Here is a 20020-nt window from a genome sequence, read left to right on the forward strand (position 1 = left end):
AGTTAGGAGTATGGTGACAATAGTTCACCAGATAAAAGAGTATGACACAGATTGGACATATTGTAATTGGCTTAATTATTGTAGTTGCAGCCATTTATTTGATTATCTTTGTCTCTCAACGATTGACGGCACGTAAGGTTAATAAGTTAGTTCAAAAAAAATCACAATTAACTGAGATTCCAATGCGTGATCGGTTAATCAAAGGTCGTCAGTTAAGTTTGACAGGACAATCTTTGAAACAATTTCAATTGTTGGAAACTAAATATAATCATTTGGAAAAAACAGAATTTAATAGTATCGATTTAAAAGCAAATACAGTGTTGTTTGATTCACAAGGATTAAACTTTTTAAAAACGTCGCAGGGAATGAAGGAGTTGCAACGTCAAATTCGTGAAGCCGAAACGACAATAGATGTTGTTAACCAAGGTTTAAATGATCTAGAACAATTAGATGAAGCACACAAACAAGCAGTTAAAGATTTAGAAGCTAAGTATCAAGAATTGCGTAAGTTGCTATTATCACAAAATTTTGCATTCGGTCCAGCAATTGATAAATTAGAAGAAATTTTGGGATCACTTGAAGAAGATTTTGATGAGTTTTCTCGTTTAACTGAAATGGGTGATCATGCAACTGCGGCTGGTATTTATGAAACATTGAGTATGGAGACGAATCAGTTAGAGCAACGTATTGAACAAATCCCAACGATTAATACTGAATTAACAGATACGATTCCAGGTCAACTGACTGAATTACAAAATGCATATAATAAAATGGCGGCAGAAGGTTTTAAATTTGAAACCAACATTGAAAAGCAATTAGCAAATATTGCGGAACAACGACAAGCAACGTTAGAATTGTTGCAAGAATTAACGTTGAAAAAAGCAACAGAAGAAATTGCAAAGATGAAGGCGCAAACTGAACTTTTGTATGAAACTTTTGATGAAGAAGCCAAAGCTGCGCAAGTTGTTTGGGAAAACAATGAAAAATTAACAGGTTATGTCGCACAAAATAAACGTCAAAACCATGAATTATATGCCCGTTTGGATCGCTTGAATCAAGATTTTGTTTTTTCAAAAGATGAATTAGGACAAATTCGTAGTTGGGAAATTCAATTAGGCAATAATACGGTTAATTTTGAAGAATTAAGGCAACATATCAGTCGTCATGAGGCTGTTTTCTCAACTTTAATTGGGCAACAAGAGGCGATGATTACTGATCTTAAACGGATTGCTCAGGAACAGACAACTATGTGGCAAGCATTTCAAGAATTGCCAACGGTGTTGGGACAATCAAAAAAGCGCGTTACGCTATTAGCTGATAAATTGCGCTTGATTCAACGTTCGTTTGAGCGGCAAGGCTTACCAGGATTGCCAGATACCTACTTATCGATTTTTTATTCTGTTAGTGATGAATTAGAACGGGTAAAACAACAATTAGGATTTTCACGAGTTAATATTGATGATGTTTTACGTCAACTAAGTATTGTGACAGCAGATTTAGATACGTTACAAGAACGAACGGATAGTTTGATTGAAGCAGCAACAATTACGGAGCGGTTAGTACGTAAAGCGCTCATGTACCGTGACAATCCAGCAGTTGCACAATCCACGCAACAGGCACGCTACTTTTATGAGACAAGTTATGATTATGAACAATCAATGAAGACGCTAGCGGTTATTTTGGATCAAATTGAGCCAGGGTTAACCAATCGTGTTGTGCAACAGTACCGGCAAGAGCAAGCAACTTTGCAAGCAGAATATTTAGAACAAGAATAATTGATAGCACTTTATCTGAAACACTTTTGTTTCGATAAGGTGTTTTTTTATTATTGTCAAATATCATTTAAAAAGTTATGTTTTAAGTAAAAACTTTACAAATAATCAATCATTTGGTAGTATTTAAATAAGGGAAAGATGAATTCTAACAACAGAAGGAGAGAATATGGCAGAAAATGTAAGTCAGGACCATGCCCTGAAAAGCGTGGATAGAGTTAATGGGTTAACGAGTGATCAAGTTCAAAGTGCGAGAGAACAGTATGGTCAGAATGTTTTTCAAGAAGCAGCTAAAGAACCTTTATGGCAAAAGGTAAAGCGTAGTTTAAGTGATGTTGCAACAATTATTTTGATTATTGCCGCTGTTATTTCTTTGATAACGTCGATCATGCAAGGAAATGGTCACTATTTTGAAAGTGTCTTAATTATTGCAATTGTTATCATTAATTCAGTATTATCAATCTATCAAGAAGGACGAGCTGAAGCAGCTTTAGATTCGTTAAAAAGTTTAGAGGTAGCGCAAGCAACTGTTAAGCGTGACGGTCAGATTAAAACAATCTCAATTGCTGATATTGTAGTTGGCGATTTAATGATTTTAGAAAATGGTAAACGGATTTCTGCTGATGCACGTTTGCTTGAGACAACAGAATTAAGAGTTGAAGAATCGGCATTGACTGGGGAAAGTGATGCCATTGAGAAAGATGCAGATTTTGAATCAACTGAAGAAGATGCATTGGGTGATCGTTTAGACCGCGTTTATCGTGGTACAGCGGTTGTTAACGGTCGTGGTGTTGCAAAAGTAACAGCTGTTGGTATGGAAACTGAAATGGGAAAGATTGCTGGTTTGTTAGGTGATCAAAAACGTGAACAAACGCCATTACAGATACGTCTTGCACAACTAGGTAAGCGTTTGAGTGTTATTGCTATTTTAGCTGCGCTAGTTGTGATTGGTTTGGGAATATTCAATGGCGAGCCATTGCTTACTTTGTTTATGACGGCTGTATCATTAGCCGTTGCGGTAGTTCCTGAAACATTAATGATTATTGTGACAATTACTTTGGCATTAGGCGTGCAAAAAATGGCAAAACAACATGCGATTGTACGTCGTTTACCTGCTGTCGAAACATTGGGTTCAGCAACGGTGATTGCATCTGATAAAACAGGAACCCTAACGCAAAATAAGATGACTGTGCGTCGTGTATGGGATGCGCAAGCTAATAAAATTTTTGATGATCATGAAATTGCAAGTGATTTACCAGACGTTTTGAAATTCGGAGCTTTATCAACTAATGTGACAAAGCCAGAAGATGAAGTAGTAGGATTACCTACTGAAATTGCGATGGTTAATGCTGTAGGTGAATACTCAGAATATGAAGACCTACAAGCAACTTATCCGAAGGTTTTTGAAATTCCATTTAACTCAACACGAAAGCGTATGACAACTGTACACAAAGTAGCCGATGGTTATCTTGCAGTTACGAAAGGTGCTTTTGATGTTTTACTACCAAAATTCCCCGAAAGTATCCATCATGATGCTACTGATGTGAATGAGCAATTTGGTTCGAAAGCATTACGTGTTATTGCCGTAGGAGCAGTTAAATTAGCATCAATTAGTGACGAACCAACTGAAGACGAAGTTGAAAGTAATATGACATTATTGGGGCTGGTTGGTATTATTGATCCACCACGTCCTGAATCAGCTGAAGCAGTTGCGCAAGCACGTGCAGCGGGTATTAAGCCAGTCATGATTACAGGTGATCACGTGGTAACAGCTAGTGCCATTGCACGTGAAATTGGTATTTTAGGTGATGATGACCATGCTTTGTCAGGGGCTGAATTACATAAAATGTCTGATGCAGAATTAGACAAAAATGTTGAAAAATATGCAGTTTATGCACGAGTAACGCCAGAAGATAAGATTCGTATTGTTAAATCATGGCAAAAACGTGGCGATGTTGTTGCCATGACGGGAGATGGGGTTAACGATGCCCCAGCCTTACGTAGTGCTGATGTCGGTATTGCAATGGGTGAAACAGGAACTGATGTTGCGCGTGAAGCATCGGCAATTGTTTTAACTGATGATAACTTTGCAACAATTGTGCATGCTGTTGAAGTTGGTCGTGGTATTTATGGTAATATCCGTAAGACCATTAATTTCTTGATGAGTTCAAACATGTCAGAAATTGTGATTATTGTGGCAGCGATGATATTCGGTTGGGGATCACCACTGATTGCAACGCAACTATTGTTTATTAATTTGGTAGCTGATGGGTTACCTGGTTTCGCTTTGAGTCGTGAACCTGTTCATGATAATGTGATGAATCAAAAACCAGTAAGCCCTAAAGCAAGTATCTTCGCCAATGGATTAGCTGGCAAGATCATGATAAGTGTGATTTTGTTTGCAATCCCAACGTTGATTGCACAAGGTTATGGTGTTCATGTGGGTAATCCAGAACTTGGAAACACAATGGCCTTTATTGTCTTATCACTAACGTCAATTTTACATGTCTTTAATATTCGTAGTGAGGAATCAATGTTTAAGATTAAATTTAGTGCAAATCCAATGTTAGTTATGATGGCAGCATTGGCGACGCTGTTGACAATCTTACTAGTTGTTTTCCCAGTGACACAAACATTATTTAGCTTTGTATCATTAACGGGTACAGCCTGGTTAATCACAATTGTCTTGTCATTAGTACCAAATATTTATTGGGAAATTGCTAAAGCAATTAAGAACAACAAGTAATTCATTTAAACGCACAAGACGTTCGGTTCTTGTGCGTTTTTTAGTGAAACGAATTGTGAAAGATAGTATTTAATGTCATATTATTAGTTTTTTAACGCGTTTTTTGATTAAAAGTCGAACTTTTAATTAGAATAACGTTGAAACATAGTGATTTTCTTGGTAAAATTAATTAAGTATTGAGAAAAGTTTATATTGTTCGTTTTTAGCGAACCTGAAAATAGGAGGCCAATATGGCAGGGATTGTAGTTGTTGGTAGTCAATGGGGTGATGAAGGTAAGGGAAAGATTACAAACTTTATCTCACAAAACTCTGATATGGTGGTCCGTTACCAAGGTGGTAACAATGCCGGACACACAATTTATGTAGATGGCAAAAAATTTGAGTTATCTTCTGTACCATCAGGGATTTTCAATCCTGAGCGATTAGCTGTTATTGGTAACGGTACTGTTGTTAATCCTAAAGCATTGTTGGATGAATTACATGAAATCCAAGCGCAAGGCGTAACAACTGACAATTTACGTATTTCTGACCGAGCTCATGTGATTTTCCCTTACCATATGTTAATGGATAAATTAGCTGATGCTAAAAAGGGTGATGGTAAGATTGGCACAACTGGACGTGGTATTGGCCCAACTTATATGGATAAGGCCGCTCGTATTGGTATTCGCGTGGCTGATTTACTAGATGAAGATGTCTTGCGTGCACGTCTAAGTAACGTGTTAGCCGAAAAAAATGAAATTTTAGAAAAAATTTATCATGAAGAGCCGTTCAATGTAGAAACATTGGTAGCAGAATACTACGGCTACGGACAGATTTTAAGCCCTTATATTGTTGATACAACAGTTTTGATTAATGATTATTTAGATGATGAAAAGCGCGTATTGTTTGAAGGCGCACAAGGTGCAATGCTGGATCTTGATCAAGGAACCTATCCATATGTGACATCATCTTCACCAGTTGGTGGTGGCGCAACAGTTGGTGCTGGTGTTGGACCTACAAAAATCAATGGCGTAGTGGGGGTAGCTAAAGCATACACATCACGTGTTGGTGACGGACCTTTCCCAACGGAATTATTTGATGAAGTCGGCGATCGTATTCGTGAAATTGGTCATGAATACGGTGTTGTGACCAAGCGACCTCGTCGTATTGGTTGGTTAGATACAGTTGTTTTGCGTCATTCTGCCCGAATTGGTGGCTTTACACACTTGTCATTGAATAGTTTAGATGTTTTGTCAGGTCTTGAAACGGTAAAATTGGCTGTCGCTTATGAATTAGACGGACAACGTATTTCACATTACCCAGCAAGCTTAAAGGATGTAGAACGCGTAACACCAATTTATGAGGAATTACCAGGTTGGTCAGAAGATATTACAGGTATTAAGTCACGTGAAGAATTACCAGCAAATGCAGAAAATTATTTAAAGCGTGTTGAAGAACTAATTGGTGTACCTTTGTATACATTTGCGGTTGGTCCATCAAACGAACAAACAATTATCTTGTTTGATATCTGGAATAAGGAGTAAGCATGCCTGAAATGAGATTAGCACGCACTATTTTGTTTGTTGATGAGATTGATACGATGGTCAATCGGGTAGCCGATGAATTAAATGAAGTACTAGTTGATGTTGAGCGGCCAGTATTTGTTGGCGTTATGAAAGGTGCCTACATGTGGATGGCTGATTTGATGCGTGCCATGAAGCGTGATATTGAGCTCGATTATATCGATGTTTCTAGTTATGTGGGGGATAAATCGACAGGTCATATTACGATTCAACGTGATTTGAAAGTAGATTTATCAGGCCGTACAGTCGTTATTCTAGATGAAGTTGTTGATTCAGGTTTAACGTTACGTTATTTAAAAGCAGATTTTGAGGCACGTGGTGCTAAAAAAGTTTATGTTGCTGTTGCAACTGATAAACGTCAATCCGAATCAGCAGGTGGTATCACACCTGATTTTATCGGGGCACATGTACCCGATGAATTTTTAGTGGGATATGGTATGGATTACAATGAATATTATCGTGGTTTACCATATGTGGCTGTTTTAGAATTAAATGATTAAAATAAAAATTCGTTAGGTTCATTGTTGAACTTAACGAATTTTTATTATATATAGTTAATTTAAATGGTGTTACGAGGCTCGTCAGTCATATTTTTTTCTAGTTGAATTGTTGTATGCCGAATGTGCATGTCATTTTGTAGCATATAACCTAATTGTGAAAGTAAGGTCATATCATCAGGATTTTCAACAACTAAGTGTACGGTCAATGCGGTTTCAGTAGTAGATAACCCCCAGATATGTAAATCATGCATACTAATGACTTGTGGTGTTGCTAAAATCGCATTTTTAACAGCTTCTTCGTTGATGTTTTCCGGGACACCATTGAAAATTAAAAGAATAGATTGTTTGAAGATGCTCCAAGAAGAAGTGATAATCACAATCCCGATTAAAATTGAAATGACTGGGTCAAGCCAATACCAATCTGTCAGAAGCGTCAATATTCCAGATAAAACAACCCCAAAAGAAACACCGGCATCAGCTAATAGATGCACATAAGCTCCCTTGGCATTGATATCATCTTCATGATCGCCAGCCATGGCGAAAAATTTAGCAGCTAAAAAGTTAATAACAATTCCGATAGATGACACAATTATAATTAAGCTACCAACAGGTTCACTACTGCTATTGAGTAATTTATCAATAGCTTCATACCAAATAATGAAAACAGCGCCTAATAAGAAAAGGGCATTCATAAAACTAGCTAAAATAGTTGCATTATGCCAGCCGTACGTATGCTTTGATGTCGCACGTAATCCAAAAACAGCGACAGCAGCCCACGCTAAAATTAATGAGGCAACATCACTAATACTATGCAATGCATCAGCAAATAAAGCTGTGGAATTAGCATAGTAGGCAAAAATCATTTCAGCAATAATAAATATGGAATTAAGAATAATGCCAATTAAATAGGGAAGTTGTTTTTTTGGCATGTCTGCATGCTCATGATGATTATGCATATTATATTTTTTCCTCCAAATGGTTTGATGCTAAGACGATAATTTCATGAATATGGTCATCCTTTAATGTATAAAAAATTTGTTTGCCATGACGGTGATGACTAATAATATCAGCTTCCTTTAATATTTTTAATTGTTGCGATATATTCGATTGCGAATAGCCTGTTAAAGTAACCAAACTGGAAACATTTTGTTCATTGTGGTCTAAAATTTTTAGTATTTTAAGCCGCAAAACATTTGAAAATAATTTGAAAAATTCTGATAATTGTTTGTCCATGAACATATTATAAAACATTAATATGTTATTTGAAAGTAAAATATCTGAATGTTTTTATAGTTGCTGCAAGAAAATGATCATAATTGTCAGTGTCTGTAAAACAGTAAAAAAAGTCATTTGATAACGTTGTTTTAAATTTAAATTAATCAACACTAGCCAAGTGAACACGATAATTAGCACACCCAAAAGCATCCAAAAATTCCAATCTAGTGCTAAAACGTTGATTAGTAAAATGATGCCAAAGACTAATGATGTTAAACGTTTATTGCGCCCTTCTGGTACAAATAAGTTACTCATGAAAAATAGATAGCTGAAAAATAATGGGAACAAACTAAGTAAAAATGGTTGGGTTAAAAATGTATTTTGTTGATAAAAAATAACAACGGGCATCACTAATGCGGCAATACCTGAATATAGGATGAGCCCTAAAACATTTTTTAAGTTTAAGCCAGGAATATTAATTAACAATAATGCAAGTGGTAATAGTGTAAGCAACATAACTTGTTGTCCAGTAAAATGTTTATATAAAAAATATAAAAACAGTAATGGCACTAAGATGACAATATAATTAAACCATTGCGCAAAATTACGATTAAACGTTAAAAAAATAGCCAACGATAAAATAATACTATAGGTTAGCAGTAGCGGGTTATGTTGAATTTGGCCACTAACTAAACGGTTAGAGTATATTAAAGGATAAACCCACCACACAATATTTTGTGCGATAACACTGATGAGCATTGATAACCATGGTATTTTTGCTTGTGAGAAATTAAACAACCGTGATGCAAGTGGACTTGATGATTCACGGCGTTGTATACGAGAATCTTTAGAATTAGAACTTGTATTCATGATAAAGCCTTTCTAGTTAATTATTTTTATAAGAACTTATGATAATAATTGTAGCAAACTAACTGTTTAGTGGTGAGTCTGATATAATATTTTGAGTATAATTTTGTGAATTTATCGAAATGGAGTAATAAAATGCGCACAATCATGGCAACAATTGTCAAATATCGTATGCAAATAATGTATTTAGTATTTGGTGTTTTGACAACTCTGGTAAACATTGTCGTTTATAGTGGCGCGCGCTGGATAGATTTAACGATTAATATATCGTATGTTTTAGCGTGGTTGTTGAGTGTGTTGTTTGCCTATTTAACTAATCGTAAATGGGTGTTTGATAGTCAAACAACAGGGTTCGGTAATATTATACTAGAAGTAATAAAATTTTTTCTGGCACGTTTGGCAACGGGTGTGTTAGGATATTTGATTTTACTATTTGGTGTTCATATTATTCACCAAAATGATATGATATGGAATATCATTCAAAATATATTCGTGATAGTTTCGAATTATGTATTAAGTAAATTAGTAATATTTAGATTGAAGGAGAAAATTAAAAATGACGATTAAGTTAATTGCAACAGATATGGATGGCACCTTATTACGTGATGATCGTACATTTGATTATGCACGTATGGAAGATTTATTAGATGAATTGGACGAACGTGGTATTCATTTTGTTGCAGCAAGTGGTAATCAATACACGCAACTACGTTCATACTTTAATCCAGTTGATCCGGACCGTGTGACATATGTATCTGATAATGGTGCATTAGTTATGAACCATGAAGAAGTGATTGCTGAATCTTCAATTACTCATGCCCAAATTAAGCGGGTTATTGACTGGAATAATCGAACGAATGCCGATTTGGAAAATTTGATTGTGCTATCAGGGCACAATGGTGCGTATGTTTCCAATCATGCAACTCCTGAAGTGATTGGTATGGTAAAACAATTTTATCCAGTTGTGCACCAGGTTGAAAAATTCAAAGAAATTGATGATAATATTTTTCGTTTTACTTTTGTTTGGCCACAAGGAATTGATGTTCATCAATACATTCAACAATTACGGGTGGAATTTGGTGAAGAGTTACATACAACTGGATCGGGATTTGGTACAGTTGATATCTTAGCGCCAGGCGTTAATAAGCGAACTGGCTTACAACAATTAGGTGAAAAATGGCATATTAAGCCAGAAGAAATGGCCGCTTTTGGTGATAATGGTAATGACTTAGAGATGTTACGCTATGTTAAATACCCATTTGTGATGCCAAATGCAGAGGATTTCATGAAGGTTCGAGTTAATAACGTAGCAGTTAATGATAATAATCATAATGGGGTTTTGGATACGATTGAAGCATTATTAGCTGGGGCTTTTGATTAATAACGCTAGTAAAAATTTTGATAAATAACCAATAATAGTAAAATGTTTAGTAACAAACTGGTATAATGTATAAGATTATGATGTGCTATGCAACTTATTAATAATTATTTATTAAGATACCGGAGGGAAAATCGTGTTTTTTAATGACCGACATGAGAAACAGGTTGATACGCAAAAAATTGAATTGGATAATGAACAAATCCCAAAACATATTGCGATTATCATGGATGGTAATGGCCGATGGGCAAAAAAGCAGAATCTACCACGAGTTTCGGGCCATCAACGTGGCATGGAAGTTGTTAAAGATATTACAAAAGCTGCCAGTGATTTGGGTGTAAAGGTGTTAACGTTATATGCTTTTTCAACAGAAAATTGGAAACGCCCAGATACTGAAGTTGGTTTTTTAATGAAATTACCTGGTAAATTTTTTGATACGTTTGTGCCTGATTTGATTGCTAATAATATTCGCGTAAATGTGATTGGGTATATTGATCAGCTACCGATGCATACACAAAAAGCAGTGCATAATGCAATTGCTAAGACAGCTAACAATACAGGAATGGTATTAAATTTTGCCTTGAATTATGGTGGACGTTCTGAAATTGTGTCGAGTATGCAACAAATTGCGCAACGTGTTGCAACCGGTGAAATCAAACCAGAAAATATTGATGAACAATTGGTTGATCAAACTATGATGACGGCCTCATTAGACTATCCAGATCCAGATTTATTGATTCGAACAAGTGGTGAAGAGCGCTTATCTAATTTTTTGCTTTGGCAGGTTGCTTATGCTGAATTTGTTTTTGTGGATGAACATTGGCCAGAATTTACACCAGCTGTTTTGAAACAAACTATTATGACTTATCAAGCACGACACCGTCGTTTTGGTGGTTTAGCAGAAAATAAAAGTGATAAAAAGCAGGAGATAAAAAAATGAAAACACGGGTAATTACAGCAGTTGTTGCACTAGTAATCTTTATCCCCATTTTAATTGCAGGGGGTATTTGGATTCAAATTGCTGCTTCAGTATTGGCAGCGGTTGCCGCTTCTGAAGTGGTCTTGATGCGTCGAACGTTGCTGATCGATTTTGGGGCTGTTCTAACGATGTTAGGGGCAGTTGTCATGACATTACCAACTAGTATTTGGCATGAATTAAACCTACCAATAACCTTACAACGTTCTTCATTATTATATATTTTTGTTATTTTAATGTTATTACATACGGTTATTGCACGTAATAAATTTAATTTTGAAGATGCTGGTGTCTTTACATTAACGATGATTTATGTTGGCTTAGGTTTTGGAATGATGGTTGCAGCACGTACAGCTGGGCTTGATACGTTAATGTATGCTTTCTTAATTGTTTGGGTAACAGATTCAGCTGCTTACTTAGTTGGACGTAAATTGGGTAAACATAAATTAACTGCCATTTCACCTAATAAGACCTGGGAAGGGTCCATTGGTGGTAGTGTGATTGCTGTTGTATTGGCAGCAATTTATGTTTATTTTTTCCCACAACGCTACAACTGGGGAATTATGCTTCTAATTAGCATTGTTTTGTCAGTTGCTGGCCAATTTGGTGATTTAATTGAATCTTCTTTGAAACGTTTTTATCACGTCAAAGATTCCGGAAATGCTTTGCCCGGACATGGTGGGATTTTAGATCGTTTTGATTCAATGTTAATTGTATTGCCATTGATGTATTTACTAGGTGTCTTTGCGTAAGCTTCCTATGGAAAGCCAAGACATATTAGGGAACAAATTTTAAAATAAGTTCAAAAGGATCGGTGATTATCATCGATCCTTTTTCAATAGTACCGTGGAAACGTTTTTTATTGTATACTAACCCTACTTAGAATGGGGATGGAGAGAAAAATGACAGCAATTATTACATTTATTATTGTTTTTGGCGTAATCGTTATTGTTCATGAATTTGGACATTTTTACTTTGCAAAAAAATCGGGTGTACGTGTACGGGAATTTGCGATTGGTATGGGACCTAAAGTCTTGCAAACACAACGTCATGGTACAACATACACTTGGCGTATCCTGCCAGTAGGGGGTTATGTACGAATGGCTGGTCGTGGTGATACGGACAATGACCCCATTCAACCAGGTATGTCCGTGACGGTGGTCGTAACAGACGATGTTGTAACAAAAATTAATTTATCTGAGCAAGAAGAATTAGTCGGTGGTCAAACAATGACAGTTAACCAAGTTGATTTAATTGACGGCATGTTTATTGAAGGCTATTTAGCTAATGATAATCAGTTGGTCAGGTTAACGGTTGATCATGATGCCACAATTACTGAACCAGATGGGACCATGGTGTTAGTTGCCCCGAGAGATACGCATATTGAATCTGCCAAACTTTGGCAGCGTGCATTAATTAATTTTGCTGGGCCACTTAACAATTTTATTTTGACATTGCTCCTATTTATTGGGTTAGCATTTTCTTTACCAGGTGTTTCAACAACGACTGTTGACCAAGTTAATAAGGATTCACCCGCAGCGTTGGCAGGTTTGAAACATAATGATGAAATAACGGCTATTAATGGGGAGAAAATCCATTCATGGCAGAAAATGCAAAACACAATTCAACCTTTAACGAATCAAAACGTTAATATAACATATGAGCGAAATGGTAAAACAAAGCATGTTACGCTTAAGCCTAAAGGTGTTAAAAATGGTGGGATGGTTATTGGTCAAGTAGGGGTGACATCTAAACAAACCAATGCATTGACGGCACGTATTCGTTACGGATTCCAAATGACTAGCCAATCAATGACACAAATTTTTAGGGCTATTAAAAACTTAGTGCAAGGTTTTTCACTCAATAAATTAGGTGGACCAGTTGCGATTTATAAAAATACATCAGAAGTCAGTCATATGGGAATATTGGTAATTGTGTCATTCATGGCTTGGTTATCTGTTAATTTAGGCATGATGAATTTACTACCAATTCCAGGATTAGATGGCGGCAAGTTGTTGTTGAATGCAGTTGAAGCAATTATTAGGCGGCCGGTCCCTGAAAAAGCTGAATTAGCAGTAACTCTGGTGGGTGTTGGGTTATTATTTGTTTTGATGATAGTAGTTACTGGAAATGATATATTACGTTATTTCATTAAGTAATTAATCAGCTTGAAATGTTGAGAATAGACAAATGTGTTAAAATAGTAAAAGAATTTTAGTGTGTCTATAAAGCACAGAGATGAGGAATGGGTATAAATCATGAAACAATCAAAGGTTTTTATCCCGACATTACGTGAAACACCAGCTGATGCAGAAGTAATTTCACATCAAATGATGTTACGTGCGGGATATGTTCGTCAGGTTACAGCAGGGGTATACGCCTACTTACCATTAGCACAACGAGTATTAAACAAAATTACAGCTATTATCCGTGAAGAAATGGAAAAGGTTGACGCTATTGAAATGACTGCGCCAATTTTGTTGCCGGCTGAATTATGGCAAGAATCAGGTCGTTATGAAACATATGGTCCTAATTTGTTTAAGTTGCGCAATCGTCATGGTCGGGATATGATTCTTGGCCCTACACACGAAGAAACGATGACAACTTTGATTCGTGATGATATTAAGTCATACAAACGATTACCGTTGACGCTTTATCAAATTCAAACAAAGCTACGTGATGAGGACCGTCCACGTTTCGGTGTTTTGCGTGGCCGTGAATTTATTATGAAGGATGCTTATTCATTTTCAATTGATGAAGCAAGTTTAGATAATACTTATAAAAAAATGGAATCAGCTTATATTAATATTTTTAATCGAGTTGGTTTGGACTATCGTGTCATTGTTGGTGATGCTGGTGCCATGGGTGGGTCTGATTCAAAAGAGTTTTCAGCACCTGCAGCGGCTGGTGAAGATACCATTGCATATTCTGATCAATCAGAATATGCTGCCAACTTAGAAATGGCTAAGGATTTGTATGTACCAAATAAATCACATGCCCCATTAGCTGATTTACAAAAAGTTGCAACGCCAGAAGTTGGCACGATTGCTGAATTGGCTGATTACCTACAAACAACGGCTGACCAGTTAGTTAAGACAATGTTTATGATGGCTGATGGTCAACCTGTTATGATTTTGGTCCGTGGTGATTTTGAAGTTAACGAAGTTAAAGTACAAAATTACTTGCATGCTGATGAATTGCGTTTGGCGACTGAAGCAGAAACGCAACAATACTTAAATGCACCATTTGGCTCATTAGGACCCGTTGGTGTCGGCGAAGAAGTCAAAATTATTGCTGATGAATGGGTCACGGACATGGCTAACCTTGTTGTTGGTGGTAATGAACAAGGCTTCCATTATCTAAATGCTAATGTTGATCGTGATTTTAGAATTGATGAAGTAGCAGATGTGCGTATTGCCCGTGAAGGTGATTTATCGATTGATACTAAGGGACATCTAAAGTTTACCAAGGGAATTGAAATCGGTCATATCTTTAAGTTGGGGACCCGCTATTCTAAGGCGATGGGTGCACAAGTATTAGATGATAATGGTCGTCAAGCAGATGTTATTATGGGATCATATGGTATTGGTGTTTCTCGTTTGCTTGCTGCCATTGCAGAACAAAATGCTGATGAACATGGACTTTCATGGCCAGCTAGTGTAGCACCGTGGGATGTCCACTTGGTACCAATTAAATATAAGAATGAAGAACAGGCTAAGTTAACAAATGAATTACATGATAGTTTGATGGCTGCTGGCTATGAGGTGCTTTTGGATGATCGTAATGAACGTCCTGGTGTTAAATTTGCAGATTCAGATTTAATTGGTTTGCCTGTACGAGTAACAGTAGGTAAAAAGGCGAGCGAAGGTATTGTAGAAGTTAAACTACGTAAGGCTGATGAAGCAATTGAAGTTCGAGCTGAAGAACTTGTGTCAACGCTACATGTATTTTTAAACGGTAATAAAGATTAATCAATTGTAAATCTTTATTCTTTTTTTAAGATTTTAGATTTATAGTATAAATATCGATGAGGGATACAGAGATATCACATCGATGCCCATAATGATTACTCATAACCTAGCAGGAATGCCCGTTCCTGCAACTACTCCTTAAAATTGGTATGTGTAAATATACCTTTTCTAATCAAGTTAGACGCCCATCTAGCTTGATTACAGTAATGACATAGTATTAGTACTATTTGTTACTAAAAGAGGAAGCGACTTGCCCGTTGCTTCCTCTTTTTTTGTGCTTAATAAAGCAATTCATTGTTTTGTTGTTTTTATCTTACGAGGACAATGTATAATAACAATAGATTACAAAATTCGTGAAAGGGGCGATAAGTGATGGCATTAAACCCACAAGAACAATTTCAAGTATTGTTACAACAGTTGCAATACAAGGAGGTGCCGGACACCTTTAAAGAGGCAACCTTAACAAAATTAACGGTACATAAGCAATCGCGTGTTTGGCAATTTCATTTGTCATTACCCGAATTGCCAGAAGTAACAACGCTAGCAATGTTAATTAGTAAATTACAAACAACATTTGCTAGTATTGCAACGGTTAATTACGAAATTAGTTTGACAATTCAACCAAAGTTACCCCAAATCATTAATTATTGGGGGTGGGTATTAAACCAACATCAAAATGAACCAGGTGCATTTCAACGGGCTTTTAACCAAGTCATGCCAGTAATTGATGATGAGCAATTAGTATTAAATTTTGCATCGACAGCTTGGAGTAAATATGCGACGCAAACAGGATTACCAATCATTCAAAATGCCTATCGACAAATAGGCGTTACTACGGAATTACCATTTGTAGTGAATGTTGATGAACAACTAGTCGCAGAGTCACAGGCAACTGCTATGGCACAACGTGCATCGCAAGATGAGCAGCTATCACAAATGGCGCAAGTTCAAATTGAACAAGCAGCTAAGCAACGTAAGAGTGTTAGTCATAGTGGTGCGAATGGTAGTAGCAATAATTTAGGTCGTAAGATTGCTAGTGATGCAGATGTGACGGACATGATTGATATTGTTGATGAAGAACGGTCAGTTATTGTTGAAGGTTATATTTTTGCGGCTGAAGTTAAGGTGTTAAAATCTGAGCGTCAATTATTGACAATGAAAGTAACTGATTATACGAGTTCTTTTGTGCTAAAAAAGTTTTCGCGTGATGATGCAGATGTTGATTTTTTTGAAAATATTAAGACTGGCATGTGGGTCCGAGCACGTGGACCAGTGCAACAGGATGATTTTTTGCATGATTTGACCATGATGGCCTATGATATTCAAATTGTTAAGCACCAACCACGTCTAGAAACCTATGAAGGTGATAAAAAGCGCATTGAATTACATACACATTCATTGATGTCGACTATGGATGCCACGAACGGGATTAAAGATTATGTTAAACAAGCGCATAATTGGGGCATGGATGCGATTGCCATTACGGATACTGCTGGTGCACAAGGTTTTCCTGAAGCAGCGACGTCTGCAGCGGCAAATGATATGAAGATGATCTACGGAGTTGAAGTGAATTTGGTTGAAGATGGTGAACCAATTATTTTTAACCCGGCTCATGTTGAACTGAGTGATGCTGAATATGTGGTTTTTGATGTGGAGACAACTGGTTTGTCAGCAGCCTATGATAAAGTAATTGAATTATCAGCTGTTAGAATGCAAAAAGGAAACGTTGTTGCTGAATTTTCTGAGTTTATTGATCCGGGCTTTCCGCTAAGCCAGACAACTACGGATTTAACGTCAATTACCGATGATATGGTGCGTGGTTCAAAGTCGGAAAAAGATGTGTTTACGGCTTTTCGTGAATTCTATGGCAATGCCATCTTGGTTGGACATAATGTGACCTTTGATATGGGCTTTATGAACGAAGGATATGAACGTCACGGTATGCCTGTTATGACTAATCCAATCATCGATACTCTGACGTTAGCGCGTTTTTTATATCCACATATGCGTTCTTATCGTTTAAATACGCTAGCAAAGCATTTTGGTGTGCAATTGGAGCAACATCATCGGGCGATTTTTGATTCGGAAACGACGGGCCATTTAAATCGTATATTCTTGGATGAAGCTCGCGAAACATATGGCATCGTGTATGCTGATCAACTAAACGAGCGCATGACAGAAAATGATGCTTGGCGTCATGGCCGACCAAATCATGCAGTTGTTTTGATCAAAAATCAGACAGGGGTTAAAAATCTCTATAAAATGATTTCAGAATCAAATATTAGTTATTTTTATCGTAATGCGCGAGTGCCACGATCGTTGCTCAATAAATATCGAGAAGGTTTATTATTAGGAACTGGTGATACATCTGGTGAATTTTGGGAAGCTTTGATGCAGAAGGGGTATGCTGCTGCTAAATCTAAAGCAAAGTATTATGATTATATTGAAATTCAACCTTCGGCTAATTATTTACCCGAAATTGAAGGTGAATTAATTAAAGATGAAGCACGGTTACGTGAATTGATGATGCAAGCCGTTAAAATTGGGGATGAGTTGGATAAGCCAGTTGTTGTGACTGGTAATGTGCATTACTTGAACCCAGAAGATGCGATTTACCGGAAAGTTTTAGTTAGTTCACAAGGTGGGGCTAATCCGTTAAATCGACACAGTCTGCCTGAATTACACTTGCGGACTACGCAAGAGATGCTAGATGATTTTAGTTGGATGGGGTCAGAACTTGCTCAGAAGGTTGTGGTTGATAATACACATGTGGTTGCTGATATGATTGATAATGTCGAGGCAATTAAAAGTGGTAATTATCCACCTAATATGCCGACCGCTAATGATGAAATTCGACAAAAATCATATGAAACAGCTTATCGTATGTATGGTAATCCATTACCACAAATTGTTGAAGCACGTGTTGAACAAGAATTGAATTCAATTATTAAAAATGGATTCGCGGTTATTTATCTGGTGGCACAACGACTGGTAGCTAAATCAAATAAAGATGGTTATTTAGTTGGTTCTCGTGGATCGGTGGGGTCATCTTTAATTGCATTATTGATTGGTATAACCGAAGTGAATGCATTACCACCACACTATCGAAGTCTTAATGGTGATTATGTTGAATTCGTAGATCCAAGAAACTATGAGTCAGGGTATGACTTGCCAGAAAAATATAGTCCTATTGATGGTACGAAGCTCATTGGGGATGGTCATAATATTCCGTTTGAGACTTTCTTAGGTTTTAAGGGAAATAAAGTTCCAGATATTGATTTGAACTTTTCGGGAGATTATCAACCATTTGCACACAATTATATGAAGTCATTGTTCGGCGAAAATAATGTTTTCCGTGCAGGAACGATTGCGACGGTTGCTGATAAAACGGCATTTGGATACGTGAAAGCTTATGAACGTGACCATGATAAGCAATTTAGGGGCGCTGAAATTGAACGGTTAGCTCTGGGAGCAACTGGTGTTAAACGGACAACTGGACAACATCCGGCTGGTATTTTGATTGTACCCGATGATATGGAAATTTACGATTTCACGCCTATTCAATATCCAGCTGATGATTTATCGGCAACTTGGCGTACGACTCACTTCGATTTTCATTCAATTCACGATAATATTTTAAAAATGGATATTTTGGGGCATGATGATCCAACGATGATTCGTGCACTACAAGATATGTCTGGTGTTGACCCAACAACTATCCCAATGAATGATCCAGGTGTAATGAGCCTCTTTTCATCGCCTGAAGTGTTAGGTGTGACTGAAGAACAAATTTTTTCTAAGACCGGCACATTAGGTGTTCCGGAATTTGGAACAGCCTTTGTTCGGGGGATGCTGGAAGAGACACATCCAAAGAACTATTCTGAATTACTACAAATCTCAGGGTTATCTCACGGAACTGATGTTTGGCGTGGAAATGCTGATGAGCTGATTGAACGTGGTGTGGCTACGATTGGTACAGTTATTGGAACGCGTGATAAAATCATGACCGACTTGATTAATTACGGTGTTAATTCAGAGTCTTCTTTCCAAATCATGGAAAAAGTACGTAAAGGTAAAGGTATTACAGACGAATTTCAAGCAGAAATGCGCGCGGCTGGGGTGCCTGAATGGTATATTGAATCTGGTTTGAAGATCAAGTACATGTTCCCACGAGCACACGCAGCAGCATATGTCTTGATGGCTTTACGTATTGCATACTTTAAAGTTTATTTCCCAACACTTTATTATGCAGCTTACTTTTCAGTTCGTGCTAGCAATTTTGATATTGTGTCAATGTCACATGGATTAAATAGTACGAAAGCTAAAATAATGGAAATCAAGCACCAAGGAAATGATGCTTCGGCTAAAGATAAAGATTTATTGACTGTACTTGAAATTGCAAACGAAGCACTTGAACGTGGTATTGATTTTAGTATGGTAGATTTATATAAATCAGATTCTGAAGAATGGTTAATTGATGGTAATACATTAATTGCACCGTTTAATTCTGTGCCCGGCTTGGGTGATAATGTTGCTAAAAGAATTATTTCAGCGCGAGCAGCAGGAGAGTTCCTTTCTAAGGAAGATCTTGCGCAACGTGGTGGTATTTCAAAAACATTATTGCAGTTCTTAGATGAAAATGGTGTACTAAATGGTATGCCAGACGAGAATCAATTAGCATTGTTTTAATTTATAATTAAAGATTATTTATAGTAAAAGCTAAGGTAGACAAAGGTTTGCCTTAGCTTTTATTGTGTTTTAAAATTAGTTTTGATATTTGTCTCATTTAAAGTGTTGACTTTTAATGAAATGGTGTGTAATATACATCAAGTTGGCAACGACGTTACAGTAATGCATATCAAATATTGTTAATATCTATTTTTAAAAAGGTGTTGACAAATTCATATGAATTCTGTAATATAGATTAAGTTGTCAGCAAGACAACAACGTTGATCATTGAAAACTGAATATCGTTTCGATAGAACAAATGTGTAGGGTCTTCAAGCATTAAGCTTGAAACAAAAACATTTGCG

14 protein-coding genes are annotated in these 20020 nt (G+C 36.7%); 11 read left to right on the forward strand and 3 right to left on the reverse strand.

Features of this window, described 5'->3' with window-relative positions; translation table 11 throughout:
* The first annotated feature begins 41 nt into the window (after nt 1-41).
* From FFM61_RS03735 to FFM61_RS03750, 4 genes are all read left to right on the forward strand, one after another.
* Nucleotides 42-1775, forward strand: a complete 1734-nt coding sequence (locus FFM61_RS03735; protein WP_074427309.1) for a septation ring formation regulator EzrA — start codon at nt 42-44, stop codon at nt 1773-1775.
* A gap of 166 nt (nt 1776-1941) precedes the next feature.
* A complete protein-coding gene (locus FFM61_RS03740) occupies nt 1942-4518 on the forward strand; it encodes a cation-translocating P-type ATPase (protein ID WP_074427310.1) in 2577 nt (858 codons plus the stop codon).
* A gap of 230 nt (nt 4519-4748) precedes the next feature.
* Entirely contained in the window at nt 4749-6041 is a 1293-nt protein-coding gene (locus FFM61_RS03745) for an adenylosuccinate synthase (protein ID WP_074427311.1), read from the forward strand.
* A 2-nt stretch (nt 6042-6043) separates the two neighbouring features.
* Entirely contained in the window at nt 6044-6580 is a 537-nt protein-coding gene (locus FFM61_RS03750; RefSeq protein ID WP_074427312.1) for a phosphoribosyltransferase, read from the forward strand.
* A gap of 59 nt (nt 6581-6639) precedes the next feature.
* On the opposite strand, the gene FFM61_RS03755 is transcribed toward FFM61_RS03750, so the two are convergent.
* The 3 genes from FFM61_RS03755 to FFM61_RS03765 are packed head-to-tail and all read right to left on the reverse strand — an operon-like array spanning nt 6640 to nt 8665.
* Entirely contained in the window at nt 6640-7536 is an 897-nt protein-coding gene (locus FFM61_RS03755) for a cation diffusion facilitator family transporter (protein ID WP_083194464.1), read from the reverse strand.
* 1 nt (nt 7537) lies between these two features.
* Entirely contained in the window at nt 7538-7813 is a 276-nt protein-coding gene (locus FFM61_RS03760; protein WP_168388707.1) for an ArsR/SmtB family transcription factor, read from the reverse strand.
* 54 nt (nt 7814-7867) lie between these two features.
* Nucleotides 7868-8665: a hypothetical protein gene (locus FFM61_RS03765; protein WP_074427314.1), complete on the reverse strand. Its 798-nt coding sequence runs from the start codon at nt 8663-8665 to the stop codon at nt 7868-7870.
* Nucleotides 8666-8797: 132 nt separating this feature from the next.
* Between FFM61_RS03765 and FFM61_RS03770 the strand changes: the two genes are divergently transcribed.
* From FFM61_RS03770 to FFM61_RS03800, 7 genes are all read left to right on the forward strand, one after another.
* Complete coding sequence (locus FFM61_RS03770) at nt 8798-9229, forward strand: GtrA family protein (RefSeq protein WP_074427315.1); 432 nt, start codon at nt 8798-8800, stop codon at nt 9227-9229.
* Complete coding sequence (locus FFM61_RS03775; RefSeq protein WP_074427316.1) at nt 9219-10043, forward strand: Cof-type HAD-IIB family hydrolase; 825 nt, start codon at nt 9219-9221, stop codon at nt 10041-10043. The genes FFM61_RS03770 and FFM61_RS03775 overlap by 11 nt, the downstream gene beginning before the upstream one ends.
* A gap of 133 nt (nt 10044-10176) precedes the next feature.
* The gene (gene uppS / locus FFM61_RS03780; RefSeq protein WP_074427317.1) at nt 10177-10980 is read left to right on the forward strand and encodes an undecaprenyl pyrophosphate synthase; all 804 of its coding nucleotides are present in this window, start codon (nt 10177-10179) and stop codon (nt 10978-10980) included.
* Nucleotides 10977-11768 carry a phosphatidate cytidylyltransferase gene (locus tag FFM61_RS03785; RefSeq protein ID WP_074427318.1) on the forward strand — a complete coding sequence of 264 codons (792 nt, stop codon included), beginning with the start codon at nt 10977-10979 and terminating at the stop codon, nt 11766-11768. The genes uppS and FFM61_RS03785 overlap by 4 nt, the downstream gene beginning before the upstream one ends.
* A gap of 150 nt (nt 11769-11918) precedes the next feature.
* Nucleotides 11919-13175: an RIP metalloprotease RseP gene (rseP, locus tag FFM61_RS03790; protein WP_074427319.1), complete on the forward strand. Its 1257-nt coding sequence runs from the start codon at nt 11919-11921 to the stop codon at nt 13173-13175.
* A 99-nt stretch (nt 13176-13274) separates the two neighbouring features.
* Complete coding sequence (locus FFM61_RS03795) at nt 13275-14987, forward strand: proline--tRNA ligase (RefSeq protein WP_074427320.1); 1713 nt, start codon at nt 13275-13277, stop codon at nt 14985-14987.
* Between the two features lie 372 nt (nt 14988-15359).
* On the forward strand, nt 15360-19676 hold the full coding sequence (locus FFM61_RS03800) for a PolC-type DNA polymerase III (RefSeq protein WP_074427321.1): 4317 nt from the start codon (nt 15360-15362) through the stop codon (nt 19674-19676).
* The last annotated feature ends 344 nt before the right edge of the window (nt 19677-20020 follow it).

The organism is Weissella hellenica (genome assembly GCF_005405545.1).
GTDB lineage: Bacteria > Bacillota > Bacilli > Lactobacillales > Lactobacillaceae > Weissella > Weissella hellenica.

Coding starts and splice junctions, on each gene's coding strand:
- FFM61_RS03760 (WP_168388707.1), bottom strand. CDS start 7,813: ATGGACAAACAATTATCAGAATTTTTCAAATTATTTTCAAATGTTTTG.
- FFM61_RS03765 (WP_074427314.1), bottom strand. CDS start 8,665: ATGAATACAAGTTCTAATTCTAAAGATTCTCGTATACAACGCCGTGAA.
- FFM61_RS03785 (WP_074427318.1), top strand. CDS start 10,977: ATGAAAACACGGGTAATTACAGCAGTTGTTGCACTAGTAATCTTTATC.
- FFM61_RS03770 (WP_074427315.1), top strand. CDS start 8,798: ATGCGCACAATCATGGCAACAATTGTCAAATATCGTATGCAAATAATG.
- FFM61_RS03735 (WP_074427309.1), top strand. CDS start 42: ATGACACAGATTGGACATATTGTAATTGGCTTAATTATTGTAGTTGCA.
- FFM61_RS03775 (WP_074427316.1), top strand. CDS start 9,219: ATGACGATTAAGTTAATTGCAACAGATATGGATGGCACCTTATTACGT.
- FFM61_RS03795 (WP_074427320.1), top strand. CDS start 13,275: ATGAAACAATCAAAGGTTTTTATCCCGACATTACGTGAAACACCAGCT.
- FFM61_RS03750 (WP_074427312.1), top strand. CDS start 6,044: ATGCCTGAAATGAGATTAGCACGCACTATTTTGTTTGTTGATGAGATT.
- rseP (WP_074427319.1), top strand. CDS start 11,919: ATGACAGCAATTATTACATTTATTATTGTTTTTGGCGTAATCGTTATT.
- FFM61_RS03745 (WP_074427311.1), top strand. CDS start 4,749: ATGGCAGGGATTGTAGTTGTTGGTAGTCAATGGGGTGATGAAGGTAAG.
- FFM61_RS03800 (WP_074427321.1), top strand. CDS start 15,360: ATGGCATTAAACCCACAAGAACAATTTCAAGTATTGTTACAACAGTTG.
- FFM61_RS03755 (WP_083194464.1), bottom strand. CDS start 7,536: ATGCATAATCATCATGAGCATGCAGACATGCCAAAAAAACAACTTCCC.
- FFM61_RS03740 (WP_074427310.1), top strand. CDS start 1,942: ATGGCAGAAAATGTAAGTCAGGACCATGCCCTGAAAAGCGTGGATAGA.